This is a genomic window from Thioclava kandeliae, assembly GCF_040297545.1.
In the GTDB taxonomy this organism is placed as follows: domain Bacteria; phylum Pseudomonadota; class Alphaproteobacteria; order Rhodobacterales; family Rhodobacteraceae; genus Thioclava; species Thioclava kandeliae.
The window spans coordinates 1-23417 of the sequence record NZ_JAYWLC010000029.1 but is presented as its reverse complement, the minus strand read 5'-3'; the positions used below and the strand labels follow the sequence as shown (position 1 = coordinate 23417).

The 23417-nt window shown below is 48.6% G+C and carries 19 protein-coding genes and 1 pseudogene; 16 read left to right on the top strand and 4 right to left on the bottom strand.

Features of this window, described 5'->3' with window-relative positions; genetic code table 11:
* Nucleotides 1-274: 274 nt before the first annotated feature.
* A complete protein-coding gene (locus VSX56_RS18720; RefSeq protein WP_350939104.1) occupies nt 275-1309 on the top strand; it encodes a glycosyltransferase family protein in 1035 nt (344 codons plus the stop codon).
* 315 nt (nt 1310-1624) lie between these two features.
* Here VSX56_RS18720 and VSX56_RS20855 read toward each other — a convergent pair whose 3' ends face one another.
* Nucleotides 1625-2005, bottom strand: coding sequence for a transposase (locus VSX56_RS20855; protein ID WP_434096057.1), 381 nt, complete (start codon nt 2003-2005; stop codon nt 1625-1627).
* On the bottom strand, nt 1987-2061 hold the full coding sequence (locus tag VSX56_RS20850) for a hypothetical protein (RefSeq protein ID WP_434096056.1): 75 nt from the start codon (nt 2059-2061) through the stop codon (nt 1987-1989). Before VSX56_RS20850 ends, VSX56_RS20855 begins: the two co-directional genes overlap by 19 nt.
* A 348-nt stretch (nt 2062-2409) precedes the next feature.
* Between VSX56_RS20850 and VSX56_RS18710 the strand changes: the two genes are divergently transcribed.
* The 10 genes from VSX56_RS18710 to VSX56_RS18665 all read left to right on the top strand — a co-directional run bounded on the left by VSX56_RS18710 (nt 2410) and on the right by VSX56_RS18665 (nt 14716).
* Nucleotides 2410-3039, top strand: coding sequence for a hypothetical protein (locus VSX56_RS18710; RefSeq protein ID WP_350939103.1), 630 nt, complete (start codon nt 2410-2412; stop codon nt 3037-3039).
* 247 nt (nt 3040-3286) lie between these two features.
* Complete coding sequence (gene rfbC, locus VSX56_RS18705) at nt 3287-3844, top strand: dTDP-4-dehydrorhamnose 3,5-epimerase (protein WP_350939102.1); 558 nt, start codon at nt 3287-3289, stop codon at nt 3842-3844.
* A 34-nt stretch (nt 3845-3878) separates the two neighbouring features.
* Nucleotides 3879-4967, top strand: coding sequence for an acyltransferase family protein (locus tag VSX56_RS18700; RefSeq protein ID WP_350939101.1), 1089 nt, complete (start codon nt 3879-3881; stop codon nt 4965-4967).
* The gene (gene rfbB, locus VSX56_RS18695) at nt 4964-6025 is read left to right on the top strand and encodes a dTDP-glucose 4,6-dehydratase (protein WP_350939100.1); all 1062 of its coding nucleotides are present in this window, start codon (nt 4964-4966) and stop codon (nt 6023-6025) included. The genes VSX56_RS18700 and rfbB overlap by 4 nt, the downstream gene beginning before the upstream one ends.
* A 412-nt stretch (nt 6026-6437) precedes the next feature.
* Entirely contained in the window at nt 6438-7454 is a 1017-nt protein-coding gene (locus VSX56_RS18690; RefSeq protein ID WP_350939099.1) for a CgeB family protein, read from the top strand.
* Nucleotides 7455-7562: 108 nt separating this feature from the next.
* Nucleotides 7563-8417, top strand: coding sequence for a dTDP-4-dehydrorhamnose reductase (rfbD, locus tag VSX56_RS18685; protein ID WP_350939098.1), 855 nt, complete (start codon nt 7563-7565; stop codon nt 8415-8417).
* Nucleotides 8414-9301, top strand: a complete 888-nt coding sequence (gene rfbA, locus VSX56_RS18680) for a glucose-1-phosphate thymidylyltransferase RfbA (protein ID WP_350939097.1) — start codon at nt 8414-8416, stop codon at nt 9299-9301. Before rfbD ends, rfbA begins: the two co-directional genes overlap by 4 nt.
* 189 nt (nt 9302-9490) lie before the next feature.
* Nucleotides 9491-10762 carry a glycosyltransferase family 4 protein gene (locus VSX56_RS18675; protein ID WP_350939096.1) on the top strand — a complete coding sequence of 424 codons (1272 nt, stop codon included), beginning with the start codon at nt 9491-9493 and terminating at the stop codon, nt 10760-10762.
* Nucleotides 10762-13368 (top strand): AMP-binding protein, encoded by a 2607-nt coding sequence (locus VSX56_RS18670; protein ID WP_350939095.1) that lies wholly within the window; start codon nt 10762-10764, stop codon nt 13366-13368. Before VSX56_RS18675 ends, VSX56_RS18670 begins: the two co-directional genes overlap by 1 nt.
* A 52-nt stretch (nt 13369-13420) precedes the next feature.
* Nucleotides 13421-14716, top strand: a complete 1296-nt coding sequence (locus tag VSX56_RS18665) for a glycosyltransferase family 4 protein (RefSeq protein ID WP_350939094.1) — start codon at nt 13421-13423, stop codon at nt 14714-14716.
* Between the two features lie 20 nt (nt 14717-14736).
* Here the strand turns inward: VSX56_RS18665 and VSX56_RS18660 are convergent, their stop codons facing one another.
* Nucleotides 14737-15669 carry a glycosyltransferase family 2 protein gene (locus VSX56_RS18660; RefSeq protein ID WP_350939093.1) on the bottom strand — a complete coding sequence of 311 codons (933 nt, stop codon included), beginning with the start codon at nt 15667-15669 and terminating at the stop codon, nt 14737-14739.
* Between the two features lie 181 nt (nt 15670-15850).
* On the opposite strand from VSX56_RS18660, the gene VSX56_RS18655 reads away from it, so the two are divergent.
* From VSX56_RS18655 to VSX56_RS18635, 5 genes are all read left to right on the top strand, one after another.
* Nucleotides 15851-17194, top strand: coding sequence for an oligosaccharide flippase family protein (locus VSX56_RS18655; protein ID WP_350939092.1), 1344 nt, complete (start codon nt 15851-15853; stop codon nt 17192-17194).
* Entirely contained in the window at nt 17187-18023 is an 837-nt protein-coding gene (locus VSX56_RS18650; protein WP_350939091.1) for a sulfotransferase family protein, read from the top strand. The genes VSX56_RS18655 and VSX56_RS18650 overlap by 8 nt, the downstream gene beginning before the upstream one ends.
* Nucleotides 18001-18954 carry a glycosyltransferase gene (locus tag VSX56_RS18645; RefSeq protein ID WP_350939090.1) on the top strand — a complete coding sequence of 318 codons (954 nt, stop codon included), beginning with the start codon at nt 18001-18003 and terminating at the stop codon, nt 18952-18954. The genes VSX56_RS18650 and VSX56_RS18645 overlap by 23 nt, the downstream gene beginning before the upstream one ends.
* Before the next feature lies 1 nt (nt 18955).
* Nucleotides 18956-19954, top strand: coding sequence for a glycosyltransferase family 2 protein (locus VSX56_RS18640; RefSeq protein ID WP_350939089.1), 999 nt, complete (start codon nt 18956-18958; stop codon nt 19952-19954).
* A gap of 108 nt (nt 19955-20062) precedes the next feature.
* On the top strand, nt 20063-22948 hold the full coding sequence (locus tag VSX56_RS18635; protein ID WP_350939088.1) for a hypothetical protein: 2886 nt from the start codon (nt 20063-20065) through the stop codon (nt 22946-22948).
* Here VSX56_RS18635 and VSX56_RS20845 read toward each other — a convergent pair.
* Nucleotides 22884-23228: pseudogene (locus VSX56_RS20845) on the bottom strand (integrase core domain-containing protein); the annotation flags it as partial. The gene VSX56_RS18635 and the pseudogene VSX56_RS20845 sit on opposite strands and share 65 nt — an antisense overlap.
* Nucleotides 23229-23417: the final 189 nt, after the last annotated feature.

Sequence of the window (23417 nt, the reverse complement as noted above, 5' to 3'; positions counted from 1 at the left end):
ACGCGCATCGCAAACCAATGGCCCGCCGCCGAGATCGACGCACTCATGCCATGGAACTATAGGACCTGAACGGCCTCGGCTTGCCGCTTACATTCAAGGAAGTGGACCCCAGTCTTAAAAATTTCGTATTTAAAGGGATGATCGAAAAGTATAGGATAAAGGTTATTTGATTGTCTCTATGTAGTAGTTGGATAATTCGGATAAACCTTACTTCACACCAGTCGCTCGATGAGCTTTTCGCGATTTCTTAGAGTTGATAGAATGGAGAATATCAATGCCGCGCCGTCATTTGTTTTTGTGCCCCGATGGGAAAAAGGCGTCAGGTGGAGTGGCTGTGATCTATGATACAGCGGCGAAAATCCATGAAATGGGATACGATGTGGCCATTATGCATCTGAGTTCCAAGGCTGGTTATCCCCATTCAGCTAATCCCCCGCTTGTTTATGATCAAGAATGGGGCCGATATGAAACTAAAAATGTTTCAAGATTGGGTTATTTGCGTCGGCGTTTTAACTATCTAAAGGACCGTCTTGTCCCCGGACCTTTGCCTAAGGTTGATTTACGTCCTAGCGATGTAATTGTCGTACCCGACTTCATGCTTAGCGCGGCTCTGGCTGCTTATCCCTATCAGCAAATTGGGTTGTTTATTCAAAATACATTTGCCGCTCAACGCCAGATAAGTTTGATAAATGCCGTCGATCTTAAACGTATTAAATGGGCTTTGGGTGTTTCAGATATATGCATGCAGCAGATAGATCTTCTAGGCTTAAAAAATGGATATTATCTGCCTGCCTCTATGCATCCTCATAATTTTATTTATCAAAAAAATAAAGAAAAGCTTATTACATATATGCCGCGCAAAAGACCTGATGAAGCGCGGTATATTCATAAGGTTCTTGAGCAACGCGGCAATTTAAAAGGCTATAAGCTGAAACCATTAGATAATATGCCTTTGCATGAAGTTTCCGATGCGCTGGGTCGCTCCAGATTCTTTATTTCGCTGCAGAAGCATGAGAGCATTGGTTTTCCAGCTGCTGAGGCTATGGCCTCTGGCGCAATTGTTGTAGGTTATACTGGATTAGGCGGACGCGAATATTTCACCTCAGATACTGGCATTCCGGTTACCGAAGATGACTCATCAGCTTTAATACTTACCCTTGAATCTGCGATATCGGAGTATGAAACTAATTCTGCTAGGCTAGATGCACTCCGCCTTTCGGCAAGTCTGCATATTAATAGACATTTTAATAATGATAGATTCAACAAGGCCATAGAGAAAATATGGAAAGATATTAATATGTGTTCTTAATTTATTTTATGATACATGTGTTCATGACAGTAGTATTGTTGCGCTAATCGGGTGACAGGACGCTTTGTTCGATATCCCGGCTGGTCTCAGGCGATAACTAGATCTGGGCCCGTCCCAGAACTGAGTAGCGGTCCGTGATGGCGATGCAGGTCTCGTGAAATTATCCTGTCACCAAAGAGTTTTAAGCGGTTTTATCTGAGCCTCAATGCGACTTCGCGCGCGTTAGCTCTCCCATTTTTTCCAGATTAATAGTACCAGACATCGCGTTGCTTGTAGAATCTCTTTTCGCAACATCGCGGTGGGGCTGTCCGGCTTTCAGGAGCGGTCATTGCGACGGATCGGAATGATAAGCTCTGCTCTGTGTTTAAGGATCGCTGCATGACAGCGGCGCGTGTTATAAGCTCCATCAGCGACGACGGTTTCAATCTGTCCATCAGCGGGGATCTTCGATAATGGCAGGACTGGGCTGTTACCTTGCCTGCTCGATGTGAATTCGATCGTGCGGATATTGCCAGTGGCTGTGTCCAGCTCAAGATGTATTTTATGCCACTCACGCCTACGCGTTGCACCATGCTCGTGTAAAATCCATTCCCCATCTCCGCGAAAACGAATGCTTATGCTATCACTAATTAAGTTCAATGTCAGGCCTGAGAGCCGATAAGGAATCTGCGCCGTGATTATGCCTGCCGGCGGCACAGCGTTGAATAGTCGGGCAGGGACCAATCGAGCCCAGTTATTTTAATTAGGCTTATAAACAGACCGAAAAAGCCCTCATCGCTTCAGGGAAGCAATGAAGTCCGGCTAATTCGTCATGCGGTAGCGGGTGTCGATAGGCTATGGCATTCTGAACATTTGACCCTTCGAATCTACAACTGAATCCCGCTCGCCGAAATGCCCAACAACGCACTACTAAATTCCCTTAATAATCTAGAAAATTAGTGCATTCGCATTTTAATCTAGTTTTTTAATCATTAACCATTAAATTTTTAAAATTAGAAATAATTAACTACAATTATAGTTGATATATATCTAGAAATATAATTTTCCATCTTTCAAAGCCGAACGCTTTTACCAAATCTTAACATATCAGCGAGAGTCCCATGGCTACCTCATTCATTTCCTGCCTCGCGGCAGGGATCGTCCTTTCTATGGCTGTTTCGTCCTCTGTGGATGCGGCAACTTACACAACGACAAACGCATACACCGATGTTGCGACTGGAACGTACGTCGGTAGTTTTGATCTCTCAGAGCTAACGGCTGCTGTAAATACAGGTACTGTCATTGAGAGCGCTATGATTAGTGTCGTGGGGTATTCTCCTGAGAATGCCAATGACGTCGAAAGTTGTGAGAGCAACAATGCGGCTGGTTGTACTTTCATCGATAATACTAACGATCGGGTGAAAGTTAATAAAACTCCTGATATCTCGTTCAAGATTGCGGACTCGACTAAGCATTCGCAACAGTTTGGTCAGATCGATGCTTCCGGCTACTTTGATACTGCGATTCTTGAATACCTACTCAGCAGTGGTTCTCCGCTGAGCTACACGATGACTGTCACTGGGGATTTCTTCTCGAATATCGCCGTTACTCTGACGGTTCTATATTCTGCCGTCTCTGCGCCTGACTATAATGCTAACATTAGCCCTGTGCCGCTCCCTCCGGCGGGTTTGGCTCTTGCTGGTGCTCTTCTCGCGATGGCAGGTTTTAAACGTCGAAGCCGCAAACAATAATTTTTCCCTTTAGGGAAGTTATAAATTCTAGAAGACTATCTCGGATTATCGTAGAGACTCTAAGTCTCTCATTCGGCAGGTGTTTTATAGAAACATCTGCCATTTTTACTATCATAAGCTCTATTTTTTCTTTTTTAGGTGTTTTGGATTTTGGACCCAAATTCGGGCTGATCATACCATTGCCTCTTGCCATTCATTTCAACACAAAGGACAGTTATTCAGGCTATTTACAGACTGGATACGACACATGATCGAACAGACCGCCATCCCCGGTGTCCTACTGATCACTCCGCCCCGCTTTGGCGATCATCGTGGTTTCTTTTCCGAAAGTTGGAACAGAAAGAAACTCGAAGCTGAGGGAATCGTGCTTCCGGAATTTGTACAAGACAATCACTCTTTATCGCGAGAGAAGGGGACTGTACGAGGTTTGCATTTCCAGTCTCCTCCTCATGCGCAAGGCAAGCTTGTGCGTTGCGGACGCGGGGTAATTTTTGATGTTGCAGTCGATGTGCGTCGCGGTAGCCCGACCTATGGTCGCTGGGTAGGGTATGAACTTTCTTTTGATAATGGGAAGCAACTCTGGATCCCAGATGGTTTCCTACATGGTTTTATGACCCTGAGTGATGACGCCGAAATTTGTTATAAATGTACTGATCATTATGCGCCGGAATGTGATGGTGCCGTCAAATGGGACAGCTGCGGTATCGACTGGCCGATTGCGGATATAGTGCCGATCATCTCTGGAAAAGACCAAGAGGCTCAGCATCTTTCAGATTTTGATACGCCGTTTAGCTATGAAGTGTGAGAAAGAACCCCTTTTCGATATTTACCGGAGAAAATTGCGTTTTGGCTCTCTTGACGGGCTGCGGTGTTTGGCAATTGTCGCAGTATTATTCCATCATAGTCCGATCAGCCGATTGTGGGCGGAAGATACGCGGTTAGCTACGCGTGGATTTTTAGGGGTCGACTTCTTTTTTGTGATATCGGGCTTCTTGATCACTACGCTCTTACTTCGTGAGCGTGATCGCAACGGGTACATCAATTTACGCGGGTTCTACTGGCGCAGGGTTTTGCGAATTATTCCCCTTTACTATCTCTTAGTGACGGTGGTTGGAGGCTACTATGTGTTTGTAAAACACAGCGCGGAAGCTGCTCAACTTTGGCCTTATTATTACCTTTTCTTAGCCAATGCATTCACGGGCGACATTCCGATGCTCTCCCCCACATGGTCGTTATCTGTGGAAGAGCAATATTATTTTTTCTGGCCTGTGCTTATGGTGCTCCTACGCCCAAGACAGCTTCTGGTCTTTATCGTTCTGGCTGTTACTCTTTCAGTAGGTATGATCGTAACCGGACATGGTGATTTAGGGATTTACGTGGGCAGGGTGTTCCTGACCTTTAAGACGTTGCCTTTTCCTGCAATTCTGATTGGATCAGGATTGGCTATTCTGCTTCATCACCGCTCCAGTTTCGAACTTATGGAGCGTGCTCTGGGCGCGAAGCTAGCGGCTCCTTTAATGTTCGCCATGCTGTTCTTTGCACTTGAAATTTTACCCTACAATATGACTGGCCTGCCTTCCTTAGCTACTCATATCATTATGGCTTTATGCTTAGGAACGATCGTTATCCGTGAAGATAATTTGTTGGCACCAGTGCTTCAATTCACGCCGATAGCGCGGATAGGGGTAGTCAGTTACGGGATCTATCTTCTTCACCATATCGCGCGGTATTTTGCTGAAATTCTTGTCACTCCGTTGGGTGGGACTAGCGCAAATATGGCAATATATATCGCGCTGTTTTGGGGCGGAGCATGGTTGTTGGCGGAGTTAAGCTTCCGTTTCTATGAGCGTCTCTTCTTGGGGCTTAGGCATAAGACATTTGGCAGGGTAGAACCCTCACCTAGGAAAGAAGGAAATCAAAAGTTATGAAACTGCTTGTCACTGGCGGTGCCGGATTTATTGGGTCGGCTGTAGTACGGTTGGCAATCGCACGCGGTCATTGTGTGGTGAATCTTGACGCGCTTACATATGCTGCCTGCCTTGAAAATGTCGCTGAAGCTGCTGCTAGCCCAAATTATGTTTTTGAGAGAGCCGATATTCGCGATCGCGCGGCACTTGATGTTGTTTTTTCAAAGCATAAGCCCGACGCTGTGATGCATCTTGCCGCAGAAAGCCACGTTGACCGTTCAATTGATGGACCAGGTGATTTTATTGAGACCAATATCACTGGTACTTACAATATGCTCGAAGCAGCACGTATGTACTGGGTGGGCCAAGGCAAACCTGAAGCCTTCCGTTTCCATCATATTTCGACCGATGAGGTCTTTGGTTCCTTGCCAAGTGATCCTGCAGTGAAATTCACCGAGGATACGCCCTACGATCCGCGCTCCCCTTATTCGGCTTCTAAAGCGTCATCGGATCACTTGGTTCGTGCATGGCATGAGACCTACGGGTTGCCGGTAGTATTGACTAATTGCTCCAACAATTATGGCCCCTACCATTTCCCCGAGAAGCTTATTCCAGTTGTAATCCTGAATGCCCTAGCTGGAAACAATCTGCCTATCTACGGTAAGGGTGATAATATTAGGGACTGGCTATTTGTTGAGGATCACGCTGATGCATTGCTTCTTGTGCTAGAGAAGGGAAAGCTTGGACGTAGCTATAACATTGGCGGCGAAAATGAACGTACTAATTTGGAATTGGTGAAAACGCTTTGCTCTATTCTGGATGCTAAACGACCCAAAGACATTGGCTCCTACGCAGACCAGATTACCTTTGTGACGGACCGTCCCGGTCATGATGCGCGCTACGCGATTGATCCTACTCGTATTCGAACAGAATTAGGATGGAGCCCGTCCGTTACCGTTGAAGAAGGTCTGGAGCGCACGGTCGAGTGGTACCTAGCCAATGAAGCATGGTGGAAACCGTTACAGGATCGCCATGGCGTAGGTGTACGTTTGGGGACAGGCAAAAAGGTCGATAGCTAGTCGTACCTTACGCTAAGCATCTTTTGTGTCTGCTAGTCGACCTCGGCGAACACTTAGTTGGTATTGTCTTCGGTGGCAGATTTATATCGTCGTCTGAGACAATATTTACTTTTTCGGGGTGTGTTAGGATATGTAAATCTTAAATGCGAGTATTTCATTTAATGATGGGAATAAATTTATTTTAATGAGTGGCTATATAACTTGGCATATTGGCCATAATGTCTGCAGGACTATATTCAAGCATAATGCGGTATCTCGTGACGCCCGGCAGTTGGAGGATTTATGAAAATTCAAGATACGCCTCAGGCCCTGTCGATGAAACTCGTGACTTGGAACACGTCGAAGAGGTGTAATAACAAAGGCTTCAATGTCGCATTAGACGACAAAGGTTATTTCAAGGTTGGTTTTACCTATGTCTAATCAATCTCCGGCAAACATTGTGGATCTTCGCTGGAATCCCAAAGACGCCATGGGATGGGCCCCGATAGCACATATGATCGGGCTTTTAGCGCATTATATAGGTCAGCCGCCAAGCGAAGTAGGTTGGCGAGACCCCTCACGGCTAAAGCGCTTCATGTGGTCGCACATATTAAAATCTAAACGCGGTCAAGAAGGCATAGCATTGCACATGCTTTATCAGCCGGGGCTTATGGCGGGGCTTTTAAACGATCCAGGATTCCGTAAGCCGGTTCGAAAACGGGTCGTTTGGATTGTCGATAGCTTTCATACCGATGAGGTAATGCAGGGCCTCTTGCGCCATTTTGATCATATCGTGATTATGCAGGGCTATGAACGGCCTTTTTACGAACGTTTTCTGCCAGGACGCGTAAGCGTTCTACCGTGGGGTTGTGATGCTCTAGGATTAGGTAGTGCAGAAAGAGGGCGCCCTTATGATCTTTTGCGTGTAGGTCGTCAGCCGCCTGAATGGGAGAATGATGAAACAACCGCACAGAGTCTCCTTGAAGGAGGCTTGTCTTTTCATGGGCGTCCACCTGATGTTGGGTACAAGGGGCTGCAAGAGTATTACAGGCGCGCCAAATATGTCTTGGCATTTTCTAACCAAGCGGCGCCGTCCTCTTATACTCATCGTAGTAAAGAGTATTACACGGGGCGTTGGACGGATGCGCTGGCTTCTGGTGCAGTAGTAGCAGGAATTCCTCCGCGCTCTGATCGTGGAGTTGAAGATCTCTTATGGGACGAGGCACTTCTAGATTTGGGCAGTATCTCACGTGAGGAAGGTTTGAATAGACTCAAAGAAGCCTGGGCAGATTGGCGTTATGAAACGGCACAAATCAATTATCGCAATGCGCTTGCTCGGTTGGACTGGAGATGGCGGTTTAAAAAACTATTCGACGAACTGGAGCTTCATAGTCCGTGTCTTGAAGAGGATCTAAATTATATTCGTACAGTTATTTCGCAAAAGCTGTGAATAGAACGCTCTTCTTTACTCACCATGCCGTAAGTGCGTTGCAGACAATGGCAACTTAGGCCATTCTTTGGCTAAGTTGCCTGTCTGACGTTATTATTCTGGGAAAATATGGATATTCTAGTCTTCGGATCCAATGGTCAAGTGGCGACCGAATTGAAGTCCCTGCTACCTACGGCTCGTTATCTGTCTCGTGATGAGGCTGATCTATCTAATCCCGAGGCTTGTGCAGCTGCAATCCTTGCGCTTAAGCCTACTGCAGTGATCAATGCTGCAGCTTATACGGCGGTAGACAAAGCTGAAAGCGATGAAGATCTCGCGACGCTTATCAATAGTAACGCGCCAGCTGCAATGGCTAAAGCCTGTGCTGACTTGGGAATACCGTTTGTTCATATTTCGACGGATTACGTTTTCAATGGGCAGGGTGAAGCGCCCTTTGAACCTCATGCTATGACCTCTCCTCTAGGCGCATATGGACGTTCTAAGCTCAAAGGCGAGCAAGGGATCTCGCTCGCAGGAGGTGCTTATGCAATTTTGCGAACGTCATGGGTGTTTTCAGCTCATGGCAATAATTTTGTTAAAACAATGCTTCGTCTTTCGGAAACGCGAGAAAAATTAACCGTGGTTGCGGATCAGATTGGTGGGCCAACTTCAGCTCGTGCAATCGCTAAGGCGTGCGTGAGTATTATTGATCAGTTGCGAAGTGCTCCCGCCAAATCTGGTATTTATCATTTCTCTGGCGCTCCTGATATCAGCTGGGCTGATTTCGCACGAGAGATTTTCGCACAGGCAGGGCGAAATATTATCGTTGAGGATATACCGACAACAGCCTTCCCGACCCCAGCAAAGCGCCCTGCAAATAGTCGCATGGATTGTTCTGCGACCTCGACTATTTTTGGAATTTCCCGCCCCGACTGGAAAGTCGATCTGTCTGATGTTTTGAAAGAATTGGAGGTTACGGCATGACCAGTCGTAAGGGGATCATTTTGGCTGGCGGCTCGGGTACCAGACTTTATCCGTTGACTATGGCAGTCTCGAAGCAGCTGATGCCAATCTATGATAAACCGATGATCTATTATCCGCTTTCAGTTTTGATGCTGACGGGTATTAGAGAGATCGCGATCATTACAACTCCCGAGGATCAGGCTCAATTCAAGCGACTTCTGGGCGATGGTAGTCAGTGGGGGATTGCTCTGACTTACATTACTCAGCCCTCGCCTGATGGCCTTGCGCAAGCTTATATTCTGGCTGAGGATTTTCTTGCCGGTGCGCCTTCTGCCATGGTGTTGGGAGATAATATATTCTTCGGTCATGGTTTGCCCGAGATCTTGCAGGCAGCCGATGCGCAAAGTGTCGGGGGTACTGTATTTGGTTACCATGTGGCTGATCCCGAGCGTTACGGCGTGGTTAAGTTTGATCGTGATGGTAAGGTTGAAGAGATCATCGAAAAGCCTGAAGTACCTCCCTCCAATTACGCAGTAACCGGTCTCTATTTCCTTGATGGCGATGCACCTGCTCGTGCGCGTGAGGTTGAACCCTCACCGCGTGGTGAATTGGAAATCGTGACACTCTTGGAGACCTATCTTAAAGAAGAAAGTTTAAACGTTAAACAGATGGGACGTGGATATGCGTGGCTCGATACAGGCACCCACGCCTCGCTACTGGATGCTGGCAATTTTGTCCGTACTTTGTCTATGCGACAGGGTTTGCAATCAGGCTGCCCAGAAGAGATCGCTTACAATTCCGGTTGGATTGATGACGCGAAGATGGCCGAGCATGCCGAAAGCTTCAAGAAAACTGCTTACGGAAAATATCTGTCTCAGATGCTGGCTGAGAAAAAACGGGTATAAGCTTCACATCAATTTGCGAGACGTTTGACTTTATACGTCTCGCATTTTCTAGGTGTGTTAGGGGGCAGCTAGTTCTTAGATAACCCGACCTCGATAATGTGGTGCTCATCCCCATCCAACTAGTCGGTATAGCCGATGCATGGGGCCCTCTAACTCCCTCAATCCTCTATCTTCGAAAGTCTTATCGTTATGCCGATCGCTCCTATTGCTTATCTGACTGGAGAATACCCCAAGGTTTCGCATACGTTTATTCAAAGAGAAATCGAGGCCTTGAGAGCTAGAGGCTGGCAAGTCGAGGCATGCACTATTCGTCGTGCGCCCGCAAAAGCGGTGGTAGGCGAGGCCCAAACACTTGAGGCAAGCAAAACATTCTGTGTAATTGATGCAGCTAAATCACCGAAAAACTTGATTGGTGCGCATTTCAAAATGATACGGCGCGATGCGTCTGCTTGGAGGCGCGCGCTTAAACTTGCATGGAAAACTCGCCCCCCAGGTTTGAAAGCGGCACTTTGGCAGTTTTTCTATTTTTTAGAGGCAGGAGTGCTTGCAAAATATTTGCTCGACCGAAATGTCGTACATTTACATAATCATTTCGCCAACTCATCATGCTCGGTAGCCATGTTGGCGTCCGAAATGTCAGGGATACCTTTCTCGGTCACGATGCACGGGCCAGCGATTTTTTATGAGCCTAAATGGTGGCGAATTGATGCCAAGATCGCGCGGGCGGCATTTGTCTCATGCATCAGCCATTTTTGCCGTTCGCAAGCTATGTATTTTTCAGATGCAATTCACTGGAGGCGGCTCAAGATTGTGCACTGCGGTGTCCGACCCTCGGATTATGGCCGAGATCCAGCGCGCCTTCCAGCTCAAGAGATTATTTTTGTCGGGCGACTTGCGGCAATCAAAGGAGTGCCGCTTCTAATCGATGCCTTTGCTGCTATCGCCGACCGGCATCCTCAGGCGCGGCTTAGTATCGTAGGCGATGGGACCGAGCGAAATGCTGCTGAAGCCCAAGTTGCGCGTTTAGGGATTAATGAACGGGTACGCTTCTTAGGATATCAACCATCCGATGCTGTAGCAGATTTAATGCGCCAGAGCGATTTGTTGGTGCTCCCTTCTTTTGCAGAAGGGGTGCCTGTAACGCTCATGGAAGGGATGGCATCGGGTATACCGGTGATAGGTAGTCGCGTCGCTGGTGTACAAGAACTGGTTGAAGATGGAGTTTCCGGTTTCGTGATAGCGCCTGGCGATATGGAGGGTCTGATTGCGCGGCTTGACCAATTGCTGTCTGATCCTGAACTACGTGAACGGCTGGGGCAGGCGGGACGTATAAAGGTAATGGCAGAATTCGACCAAGATCTTGAGGCATCGTGGTTTGACGAGATTTTGCAAGGATCAATAGCAGGAAAGCTGCCTGATGGGTTACGGCCGCATGCCCATAAAGGCACGGAGATCTTGTAATGAGTATCTCTTTGACAGCATTGCAAGCGCAGAGCTCTCTGGATTTTCTGCAAAAGGCGTTTGAACTTTACGGACAAGGCCAGTTGTTCGCAATTTGTCGGCAAGATACAGATTTATCTAGATATCCCGGTCTTAGAGTAACCCAAACAGTTTCTAGCACTGTTGGGCATGGATGGTTGCGCCCACGATGGCAGGCGATGCCGACACTGGATGATCCCGCGCAAATCGTTTTCTCGTCAGGCACAGAAGGTCGCCCGAAAGCGATTGTTATCTCAGGAAGAGCACTATCTGACGTTGAAGATCGTTTGATCGAGGTAATGGATATCACCTCTGAGATACGTGAATACATCGGCGTTCCGGTGACATACTCATTTGGTCTAGGGCGCGCGCGAGTGATTGCTCGAGTTGGCGGAGAGCTCTATTTGCCGGAACGTTTTGATCCAGTCGAGATCAAAGAACTTCTGGCGGCTGGAGAAATAAATGCGATCTCGGCCGTACCAAGTCTCTGGCGCCTTCTACTGGCCCAGCCCGACTTCCTAGCTGGATTAGGGCAGAAGGTTCGTTGGATCGAGATAGGCAGTCAATATATGTCTGCCGCAGAAAAGTTGCAGATGCGATCCCTGTTTCCAAATGCTCGGATTGTGCAGCATTACGGTCTGACAGAGGCATCCAGATCGAGTTTCTTGGTGATCGACCAAGCAGCCGAGGACCGGCTGGAAAGCGTAGGTCGCGCTTTCGGGTTGACTGAAATTCGAATAGGATCCGAAGAAGAAATTTGTATTCGCGGTCCGCATCTCGCCTCGGGTATCATAACTGATGATGGGCTTGTTGCGCCTGTATGCGATCAAGATGGTTGGCTGCATACTAAGGATCGGGGCGACATCCAAGGTATGGATCTTTATTATCGCGGCAGGCTAGATGATCAAATTAACCTGTCAGGGATTAAGTTCGCCTCTGAAAGCCTTGAGGCTCGAATGGCGGGATTGGTGCAGGTTGGGCAGGGCTGCTTTGCGGTGACCGGCGTACGTGATTTATTACGCGGCGAGGCTTTGCTGCTTGCCGTTAAAGCAGAAGTGGCAGATTACGCTCGGCTTCTTGAGGCCGCTCTGGCCCAAGCGGTTCAAGAAAAAGGGGTGGCTGCGGGGCAAATCCGTGTTCTTATGCTCGACGAACTGCCACTGACTGGGTCGGGTAAAATTCGTCGAGCAGCATTACGTGACATCTGGGCCGAACAGCCAGGGATTGAAACGCAGGGTGCAGACAAAACTCTAGATGGTGATCTAGATCCGCAAGAGGAGCGGGTTGCGATTGCTTGGCGGAAGGTAATTGGCAACGCGACATTACATCCCGATAGTAGTTTCTATGATTTGGGCGGAGACTCTTTGGCTGCTATGCAGCTGAGCCTTGCCATGGAGGCAGAGTTTCCTAGAACAGTGATCCGCGCGACCCTTGAAGGGCGTAGCTTGCGGGAAGTTGCTTTGGAACTCGGTCGGGCATCAAGTGATGCTGTTGCGCATGATTTGGCATTGCTCGATAAAGCGCGTCGTTTACCGGATCGTACAATTGAAGCGTGGTCTTTGAACGCGCTTCGCGGCTTGATGGTGATTTCTGTATTGATGTCGCATTGGATGCCTGGGGTCTGGGCACGATTGTGGCCATCTCTCGATGGAGATCCATTGGCACCATTGTCTCGTATGGGGACCCCGGGATTCTCGATGGTATTCGGCATCGGTGTTGGCTATGCGATGTTACACGGGTGGCCTGACAATCGGGTATCGGTTCGTCAGCGCATCAGATTATCCCTGATGCTGGTTGCAAGCGCATGGGGACTACTCTTCGTAGCACATTTTTCGTTGGCGCTCGTTGAGGGGCACAGCTTCTCAGGGCAGTTGGTAGCTTTCGCGGCATATAACGTCCTTGGGTTTTATACGCTTGCTCTCCTAACTTTACCGTTCTGGCTCTGGTTGTTATCGGGACGTGTTTGGTTGGTCTGTGCGTTGATCATCCCCGGTTTCTGGATGGCGTGGCGGGAATTGCAGGCCATTTACGGCGTGGTTGATCCCCTCCCTTCAATTTTAGAGTGGGGCCGCTTAATGCTTGTCGCCAATTACAGCTACTTGCACCTTATACCAACAATGCTGGTCGGTGTCGTGATCGGTTACTTGATGACACTCGTGAATGACCTACAGAAGTTTCGTAAACTCGCAGGTCGGATGGGACTATTCTTATTACTTTTGTCATTGGCGCACATGACAGAAGAGTTCAGCTTCACCAGTCTCGTTGATAGAAAATCCGGATTCTGGAGCGGATTAGGTGGAGCAATTTTTTATGCTGGCGTGTCCTGTCTGTTCATCTCGGTTACCATACGTGCGCTAAGCTCTTGGAATAATCTTTGGTCTCCGCTGCGCGGCGTCCTGAAGGTATTAATTCTAATTGGTGGGTTAGCTCTACCTGCTTATGCCTTCCATCAACTTGTTTTGCCAGTGAAGGATCTACTGGAGCATGCAGGCTTGCATGGTGCGATTTCGCTTGCATTGCCAATGTCTGCTTTCCTGCTGGCAATGGCATATGGAATGCGTTGGCTCAACCGGATGTATTTCCGGTGATAGAGCGTGCCCTGTTGCTAGTTTTTCACTTATTGGCCGCTGGAGAATACGAATGATCCGCAAAATCCGCATTCTGCTAATTGCTGAAGCTGCCAATCCCGAAGCCGTAAGCGTGCCCTTAGTGGGTTGGTCGTTTGCGCGTGCACTGCAAGAACATCCAGATCTTTCGGTTCATATTGTTACCCAAATTCGCAATCGAGAAGCGTTCTTACGTGCGGGTCTTGTTGAAGGGCAAGATTTTACAGCGATTAATTCCGAAGCTGTCGCAAGGCCATTGTGGAAGCTTGCCTCTGTACTCCGGATGGGCAAGGGTAAAGGCTGGACCATGGTACAGGCCATAGCATCGCTTTCGTATCGCTATTTCGAGCATTTGGTATGGAAGCGCTTTGGCAAAGAACTGAAAAATGGTGGTTATGATGTCGTGCATCGCGTAACACCTTTATCGCCCACTGTACCTAGTTCGATTGCCACCAAGTGCAAAGCCAACGGTATTCCATTTGTCGTGGGTCCACTCAACGGCGGTGTGCCATGGCCGAAGGGGTTTGACAGTGAGCGCCGCCGTGAACGGGAATGGTTGTCTTACCTTCGAGACCTTTATAAGCTTCAACCTGGACGCTGGGCAACTTTGAAATCTGCCTCAGCTATTCTCGTCGGGTCGCGCCATACCCAAAGCGAGATACCTGCTGGCTATCAATGTAAAACAATTTATATGCCTGAAAATGGTATCGATCCGACACGTTTTAACCTGAAATCAGATCCACCAGCTCACTCACCGCTGCGGATTTGCTTCGTAGGTCGGTTAGTCCCTTACAAAGGCGCCGATATGTTGATCGCAGCGGCATCGGACATGCTGATCAACAGAAAAGCCGTTATCGAAATCATTGGAGACGGTCCCATGTCTGACGCATTGCGCAAGCAGGTTGCGGATTTGGGTGTGCAAGATCAGGTGATCTTTCATGGATGGAAAGAACACCACGATGTTCAGAAAATTCTGTCTAAATGCCATCTCTTGGGGTTCCCCTCGATCCGCGAGTTTGGCGGAGGCGTAGTCTTGGAAGCGATGGCACTTGGTGTGCCACCGCTTGTGGTCGACTATGCCGGTCCAGGGGAATTGGTCGCCACAGGGCGTGGCTTTAAAGTGCCAATTTCTACTCGTGAGCCATTGATTGCAGCCGTTCGTCAAGAACTCGAGCTTTTATCAGATCAGTGGCGGGTTCTACGTGAGACAGGTGAACAAGCTCGTGTCTATGTACAGGAGAAAATGACGTGGACCAGCAAAGCGCAGCAGATGTGCCATGTCTATGGCTGGATACTAGGATCGGAAGCTAAAAAGCCTGAGCTATTCTGATTTACGTAGTGGCGCGCAGTTTACGTACTGCGCGCTTCCCAAACTTGTTTTTGTGCGGCATCGATTTCTTCGATTGCTGTTTCTTTGCCCTTGAGTAGTGCGCGACTTTGGTAGGCGCGGATAAAGGCCCGCAGTTCCGGGTCGGGCAATTGGTCTTTGTGAGCAAGGGCTGCGCGGATATAGCCCCACCACGACGCTAACCCACCAGTTACATAAGGCGGATGAGCCATGCGGAAAATGCAGCTTGCTGTAAAGAACCAGAAGCTCGAGCCCATGAAATATTGCCCGTATCCATGACGCATGCGGCCCGTATAGACTGATTTTTGCGAAGAACCCATTGGCCGGAGATGCTCGAAAGAAAGCGTATCGTCATCGAATGCGCGAGCTTGCCAGCCGAGCTGGCGGGATTTGTGGCAATCGATGGCATCCCACATGACTTCACGTACGAAGCCGCCTATTTCACGGAAACATTGTACGCGATAGAACTTCGTCATGCCAACGGACATTTCCGAGCCGCATTTTTCTGATACTTTTGCTCCGTTCCACAAGAACCATGGCTTACCTGAACAAGAACCAAGGCGGGGATTAGCCTCCATCTTGTCCATAAGTCCAGAGAAGTACCCCTTTGGCATTTCCAAGTCCAAATCGAACTTGCAGATATAATCAAAATCTTCCATGTCGATTTGTTCAAGTCCGAAATAGAAAGCTTCAATTACTCCGGGACCTACAGCACGGGCGCCGCGATTTTCTTTTGGTATTACACGGATCCATGCGTGCTGAGCCGTATATTCTGCGAGGATTTGGGGCGTTGCATCGGTTGAACCGTCGTCCACAATTAACCATAGGGCAGGCTGTTCGGCCTGTGCAACGACGCTATCGAGCGTACGACGCATATACTGCGCTTCGTCGCGACACGGAGTGATCAGGGCATAGCGACGGGAGGAAGAAGGCATGAGACATCCTGATCATATAGTAGGGCGGGATTATGCTAACGAACAAAGCGGCTTTCTGTTGAACTTGCAATAGGAAGTAGGCTTTTCGGCTTCGCGCCTTGGCTTCCGCGCACCCGTAGGTCATTGTGCAGGGAATGATCTGTGATGGATCTAGGCTTACACTGAAGGGATGATGGGGTATATGTTCAGTCAGATGCTGGGCAGTTTGCGGTCGGGCGGTCGAAAGGGTGTGGCTTTACGCGGCACCGCGTGGACCACTATTGGCTTCGTTGTGAGCTACGGTGTACGTCTCGTTTCGACTTTGATCTTGACGAGGTTATTAGCTCCAGAAGCATTTGGTCTGATGAGCCTCGCAATGGTGTTCGTCACCGGTATGCAAATGTTGTCGGACGTGGGCACAGTGCCCTCAATTATACGTTCGAAACGTGGTGATGATCCAGTTTTCCTGCGAACTGCTTGGTCGATCCAGCTGGTGCGCGGTGGATTGCTGTGCCTCGGCTTAATTGCAATTTCGTGGCCCGTCTCGCACGCGTACAGCGAGCCGATGCTGTTCCCGCTCCTGATTGCTCTGGCATTAAACCCGCTTTTACAGGGGACAATCTCAATCGCAGTTGCCTCATGCCAGCGTCATACTGATCTAAAGTGGATTACGCTTCAGGATGCTGGAGGTCAGATTTTAGCAACGATCATCAATATCCTAATTGCTTGGTGGCTGGGTTCTGTTTGGGCGCTAGTGGTAGGCGTGCTCGCTGGGACCGCATTCCGTGTATTTCTAAGCTATTACTATCTGCCACAGCGTGTAAAAAGTGGTTGGCAATGGGAGCGACAAGCGCTTGACGAGATCGTCAAGTTTGGTCGATGGATCCTACTTGGAACCCTATTTACTTATCTAGGTGGACAAGGGAGCGTGGCGATTACGGGTTTCCTAGTTCCAGTCGAGACGCTTGGCTTGTTTGCTATTGCTACAACCTTCTCGGGTGCAGTGAATGCACTTTTGCAGAAAATTATGAACCAAGTTGCATTTCCTGCCATGGCGCGGATTCATCAAGACGATCCTGAAAAGCTGTCTGCGGCTGTCGGGAAGCTAAAAAAGATGATTTTAATTATAATCCTGCCTAGTTTCTTGCTACTTTCTGTGGGGGCTCGCCCCTTGGTCGATTTTTTGTATGATCCGCGCTATGCAGAGGCGGGTGTGTTTTTGTCGTTCACAGCACTTAATATGGCGATTGCTACAATGGGAATGCCATACCAGAACGCCCTTCTAACAACCGGAAATAGCCGCGCGCACTCGATGGTCATGGGAACATGGGTTGCCATTCGTATGTTGGCAATTGCGATCGGTTTCTGGGCCTACGACTTTATTGGTGTTCTGATTGCGACCGGTATCGGCGGTGTTCTTATATTCGGGGTCACAGTCTGGCTTGCACGACGTAGTGGTCGCGCGCATTTCCGATATGACATTCTTGGACTAAGCCTTATCTTCGTATTCTACCTTTATGCTTGGAGCCAAGTAGCCTATGCCTGAGGATTTTATGACGTTAAGCAACGGTAATGCGCGTCCTCAACCCTGTTTTTTAGTCGGTGCGCCCCGTAGCGGCACGACGTGGTTGCAGCGCGTGCTCCAAGCTCACCCCGCTATCTGCGGTGGTGAAGAAAGCCATTTCTTTACATTGCTCGCACATCCTATGACGGAAACCGACGTCATGGCGGAATACGGGGACCGGCCGGTTGGGCCCTTAGCATACGTGTCACGCGGAGAGTTCGACGGAATACTATTGGATGTTTGGGACAAGCTATTTACTAGAACATGGGCGGCTAAGCCCGACGCAATAGTGCATCTTGAAAAGACCCCATTTCACAGCCTCTGCATGGAACAAATCCTCCATCTCTTTCCTCAGGCACGCTTCGTGCACTTGGTCCGAGACAGTCGTGCGGTGAGCGCGTCTTTAATAGCTGCTGGAAATAGTTGGGGCTCAAATTGGGCCGCTAGGACAGCCAAAGCAGCTGCACTCGACTGGAACCGCCACGTTACCGCGATTGAACGATTTGCGCAGAACCATCCTGGCGTGCCAGTTCTTCAAGTGCGTTATGAAGAGGCTCTTGATCAGACTGAGGCTGTTGTTGCTCGTATATTGCAATTCGTGCTTCCCCAGGATGTAGATCCCAAAGCCGACGAGGTTTTAGCGCGTTACCAACAGAGTAATATCGGTCGCAATGATCCAGCTGGGTTCAGCAGGATGCGCGGGCGCGATGGGTGGCGTAAAGATCTGAGCATTGCTGATAAGCTGGTCATATGGCGTTATACGCGCCGCAAAATGCAAGAGCTTGGGTATGACTTCACTCCTTTCCGATGAGTTGCTCGTGAAAGATTTTCCTAAATTGACTGTCGTGATGCCTGTTTTCAATGCAGGCTCGTTTTTGGCCGCTGCTCTTGAAGGCGTGTTGGCTCAAAGCTTTAAAAACTTTGAGCTCTTAGTGCATGATGACGGATCAGAGGATGGATCATTAGAAGTACTGCGCGATTACGCTACTCGAGACTCTAGAATTATTGTTTCGTCAGGAAATAATCAGGGCGTCTCAGCAGTTTCTAATCGATTGGTATCCAAAGCTCGTGGTGAATTGATTGCTCGGATGGATGCCGACGATATTTGCCTTCCTGAAAGATTTTCACGTCAAGTATCCTATTTTGAAAGCCATCCAGACGTTGTTGTCTTGGGAGGGGCATGCCTTTTAATGGACGAGTTTGGAAGAAAAATAAGTACGACAGCTCCTCCTCGGGACCATGAGACGATAGATGAAATGCATCTCCGAGGTTTATGTGCCGTCGATCAACCAACTGTTATGTTTAGAAAAAATGCTTTCTTGAATGTAGGTGGTTACGACGAGACGTATCCAACTTCCGAGGATCTTGAGTTATGGCTAAGGATGGCTGAAATTGGGCGAATTGAGAACTTATCTGATGTCCTTCTAAAGTATCGCATACATTCAAAAAGCCTCAGTGGCGCTAAGCAAGCGGAGCAGCGTGAGTATTCGTTGCGGGCTTGTCAAAAAGCCTGGATGCGGCGCGGAATATCCGATTGCTCTATCGAATTTGAATATCGGCCATGGCGGATGGAAAATACGCGTGCGAGCAAATTAGAGTTTTATTCTAGCTACGCATGGCGTGGATGGAAAAACGGATATCGCGATACATGGCGTCATTACACCTTTAAAGTAATGAAGTTAGCGCCGTTTTCTATGGAAACATGGAAGTTGTTGGTAATTGGGGCGCTAAGGCGTCCGTAAGATGGACGATTCATCTCTAATGATTACAAAAGATCAGCCCGATATTTCTGTAATTATGCCTGCGCGTAATGCTGCTCTAACGATTGTTTCTGCTCTACGATCTATTTTAAATCAAGGGCGGTTGTTAGAAGTTATCGTTATTGATGATGGATCGCGAGACAATACGGCCGAGCTAGTGGAGTCTTTAAATGATTCACGCGTCCGCGTAATTTTAGGTCCTTGCTCCGGCATTTCGGCTGCGTTGAATACTGGTTTTGCCGCAGCCCGAGGGCGGTATATAGCTCGTTGTGACAGCGATGATTTTTTTACACCGAGCAGATTAGAGCGGCAGGCAGCTTTTCTAGACGCGCATCCAGAATTTGTTGCGGTTGAGGGTGGTTATTTTACCGTCGATAGTCATAATCGTGTGCTGGCAGAGCTGGTTTGTGGGGGAGAGCCGCGTGAGGTGACTGACTTGCTGCGTGCTGGTAAGGTGCAGTCACATTTGTGCACTTGGTTGATCCGGTATGATGCTATAGTTACGAGCGGGGGAGCGCGAGAATGGTTCCAGACTGCAGAGGATATTGATCTGCAATTTCGTCTTTCTTGTTTGGGTCGAGTGTGGCATATGCCCGAGCCCATGTATCGATACAGATTACACGAAGGATCGATCACCCATGGTCAAAAAACTGCGCGACTGGGTTTTTTCGATAAAATGGCAATTGAATTTTTAAATGAACGTCGAAGAAATGGTCGTGATTCATTAGATCTGGGAGAGTTTCCTTCAATACCTGATTTTAGTCAGGAACATGAAGATAATTCCAAAAATAATTTTTTATTAAATCAAATTTTGGGCCACATGACAAGCCAATCATGGCGGGATTATGATAATGGGCTTTACGCTCAAGCTCTTGGTCGGATGGTAAAGGTGGTTTGTCGTGCGCCTCTGCGGCCTGCGGGTTGGAGAGGCCTAGCCGTTATGTGTATAAAAAGGATACAGGCGTTTACTCGCCGTCACTGAACACGCTTTCGTCAAGGCCTATTTAGCTTGTTTATCTTAAGGGCCATAGTAGGACAGTCTAGCGACTTATCTAAGTTACCACTTCGCGACTGATCCGAGAGGTATGCCATGCTAAAAATTCTTAATCGCCGCCGCTTTTTTCTTTTTTCGAGTGCTGCTGTGGTGGGAAGTATTTCTGTAAAATCGCAGCTGGCATATGCAACGTCCTTCTCAAAAGACGAGAATAATACTGCACATTTTCGCGTAAATACTGATGTTGTAGCATCCGATGTTAAAGCTTTCACAGCTACGGCAAATACTATCGGCAATGGTACTCGACTCACTGGCGGCGGTGGGGGGTTCGAGCCAGTTCCTTATCGTACTCAATTTTTAGCGAGTGGTGGCGGTGCCGCGCGAATTGAAGCCGATCAGAACACGATTTCTGGCTACGACACATGGCGCGAAGGTGCATTTGATGGCGCTAATATAGAAGTTATGCGTGTCGTGAACGGCAAGCTTACTTCCGTCCGCCGAGATACAATTGCTGAGGGAGGTTACCACTGTAGCGGATGGACGTCTATTCTCGGTAGCGGTCGCATAGTGCGCTTTGGTGCTGAAAGGCGCATCATACGCTGGGAGCGATACAACCGCGAGGGAGTGCCCTACTACTTCATGTTGCGGTCTGTAGATGAAAACGGTTGTCTTTCAGATCCATCAGCAGCGGTCTCCATCGTGGCGCCAAAGCAATCAACAAATAAGGAAGACAATCATGCAGTGGAACGGGTGAAGTTTTCACGCGAACGATCGGGGCTCTCCGCGCCGAAGAATCTTCAAATCAGATTGACCCATGGGCAAGCGGCCCTTTTAACTTGGGACCCGGTGCCCGGTGCAGCTGGATATGTGATCTTCAAAAGTGATTATCCGCCGGAGGTACATAAAGGTTATGGGCTTGACCTAGTTGGAACCGGAGAGCCAATCCAAAAGGGCGACCTGATTATTCTTCGTACGCGATTTACAAAGCCTGAAAGAGAAAAAATTCTTTCTAATCGCAGATATTACGAAAATGGCGCACGACGTGCGCTCGTGCCCAATCTAATCTCAAAGTTTCCTAATCCACAGGGTCCAGATTGGGAGCTTAAAACTCATGAAGCTAATTCGCCTGTAACAGAGCCGGGAGAAACATATCTCAGTGTCAGTATGTGGAAAGGGCAGAATTTACGGCTAGGGCTTTTTAATCATACCGGAATTGAGAACGGTTATTATCCTGTTTTAAATCCAGAAAAAACTTATCGTATAGAGTTCTGGATGCGGGGTACCGGTAAGGGTTGGGTAGATATACCGACCCTCAATGTGCCAGGGGTTGTATCTGGATTACCCCAAAAAATAGTGCCGTCTAACAGATGGAAGAAATATGAAGTTGATTTCAAGGTACGCAGAGTTGCTCAAGGTCGCCAATCAGGAAATATGACACTGGTTCTGTCTGCAGGCGGCGCCGCACAATTTGATATCGATAATCTTCGAATTTATTGCACTGATGCTCCGTTTATGGATTTGCTTCCCGAAGACCAAAAAGCCTTGGAAGAGTCTGGCATGTCTCTTTTGAGAACTCATGGTTTTATTAAAACAGGCAGTCAGACTTATGATATTAATGCGTTTCTGGCTTCTCCAGGGCTAAATTCATTTTGTGATGGAACAACCCTACCGCAAGTATTGAGTTATCTCTCAAGATTAAATATTTCTCCATGGCTCCAAGTTGAACCACATTTTTCAAAAGAGGAATGGTTGGCTTTTGCAGAATATATGGCAGCTCCTTTTGACCCGGATAAGGATAGTTCGAAGGAGCTGCCTTGGGCGGCGCATCGCGTTGCTCAAGGTCATTTAGTCCCGTGGATCGAAAAGTTTGACACCCTTTGGTTTGAAATAGGCAATGAGACATGGAATGGAATGTTCCGCCCATGGGTGTTTCCAGCGATGTCTGAATCGGGGTTCTTAACATCGCGGCAATATAGTCCAGGTCAGGTCTATGGACTATATCAGGAGTACGTTTTGGAATGCCTGAAAACGAGTCCGTGGTGGGATCGGTTAGAAAGTAAATTGGTTCCTGTATTGGGAGGGTGGAATGGCCGTGACTATGGAGTAGAAGCGGCAATGGTCTCCGCATCGTCTAAAGTTCTTGCGCACGCTAACTACATTGGTGGCTGGGATTCTGATGAAGGGCCTGTTGGAGAAAATCCAGAAAGTTATGCATCCGTCTTGAGCTTCGCACCACAAGCATCGCGAGTGGCACGTCGTTACATTGACGCAGTAGCTGATAGACAGGGCATACCAATGATTGTCGGTAGTTATGAATCCGGACCTGGGTATGCCAAAAGTGGATTGAATGGCCAAAAGGTTTCGAAAGAGCAATTCTCCGAACAAGAACGGGTTATGAAGAGCGCAGCGGCGGGAACTGCAACTCTCGATAGCTTTTTGTCTTTCGCAAGACTGGGACAGAAGGTTCAGAATTACTTCTTATTTCAGCATGGTTCTCAATGGGCTTCGCATGCTCCTTGGTATTACGGTGGGCAAGCGTATCCTTCTTGGGCATGGCTGTCACTCTTCAACCACGTAGGAACGGGAGATATGCTGGATGTGCGAGCAATCACTGTTCCGCGTCGTGATGTTCCTCAAATATCTAAACGTCGGGCTATGCCCGATGCAGCAATGGCCGTAGTGTACGCGACGCGACAGGATGATCGTTTAACCGTAATAGTTATTTCGCGCGAGGTGCCTGATGTTCCTTCGGGTAACTTGGGCCAGAGGGTATTCGAGGTTGATCTGCCAATATATTCCGCGAGATCTTATAAGATCTATGCCATGAGCGGCGATTATCGCAGTCAAAACACTGTAAGCGAAGAAGCAATGCTTGGTGTCAAGGATGTGTCTGTCAGCGCCGCTTCTACAATCCACATCAAGGATTTGGGCCCTGGCCAAGCTCAAATTCATGTTTTCGAAGGTGTGAAATTTGTCGCGTAAGCATGTGGTCTATGGGCCCGATGCTCTTGGGAGCCGGTGGGCGTTATCAGAGCGAACTGTGCGGGCGCACCGTGTTATAATGCTGGCGCCAGCGTTCGATCAGGATCTGAGCTTCTCTCAGCGTATAAAACACCTTCCCATCCAGTAACTCGTCACGAAGCCTGGCGTTGTAGCTCTCGACGTAACCGTTCTCCCAAGGCGATCTCGGCTCGACATAGGCCGTTTTAGCCCCCACCGCCTCGATCGAGTTACACAGCTTGGTCGCGATGAATTCCGTGCCGTAGCACGTCGGGAAGAAGCGCTGTTTTAGGTTATGGCCACGCGTGCAGCCCCTCAAATCGCGCAGCGTGTGACCATAACCGGTCGCAGGTCTATGGCTGGCGCCGCGACCTGAAGCAGAAAGGGCGATCGTGTCCCACGGGGTGGTGTAGCTCAGGTGGCCATCGGGTTTCTTAGTAAGGTCGGGTTG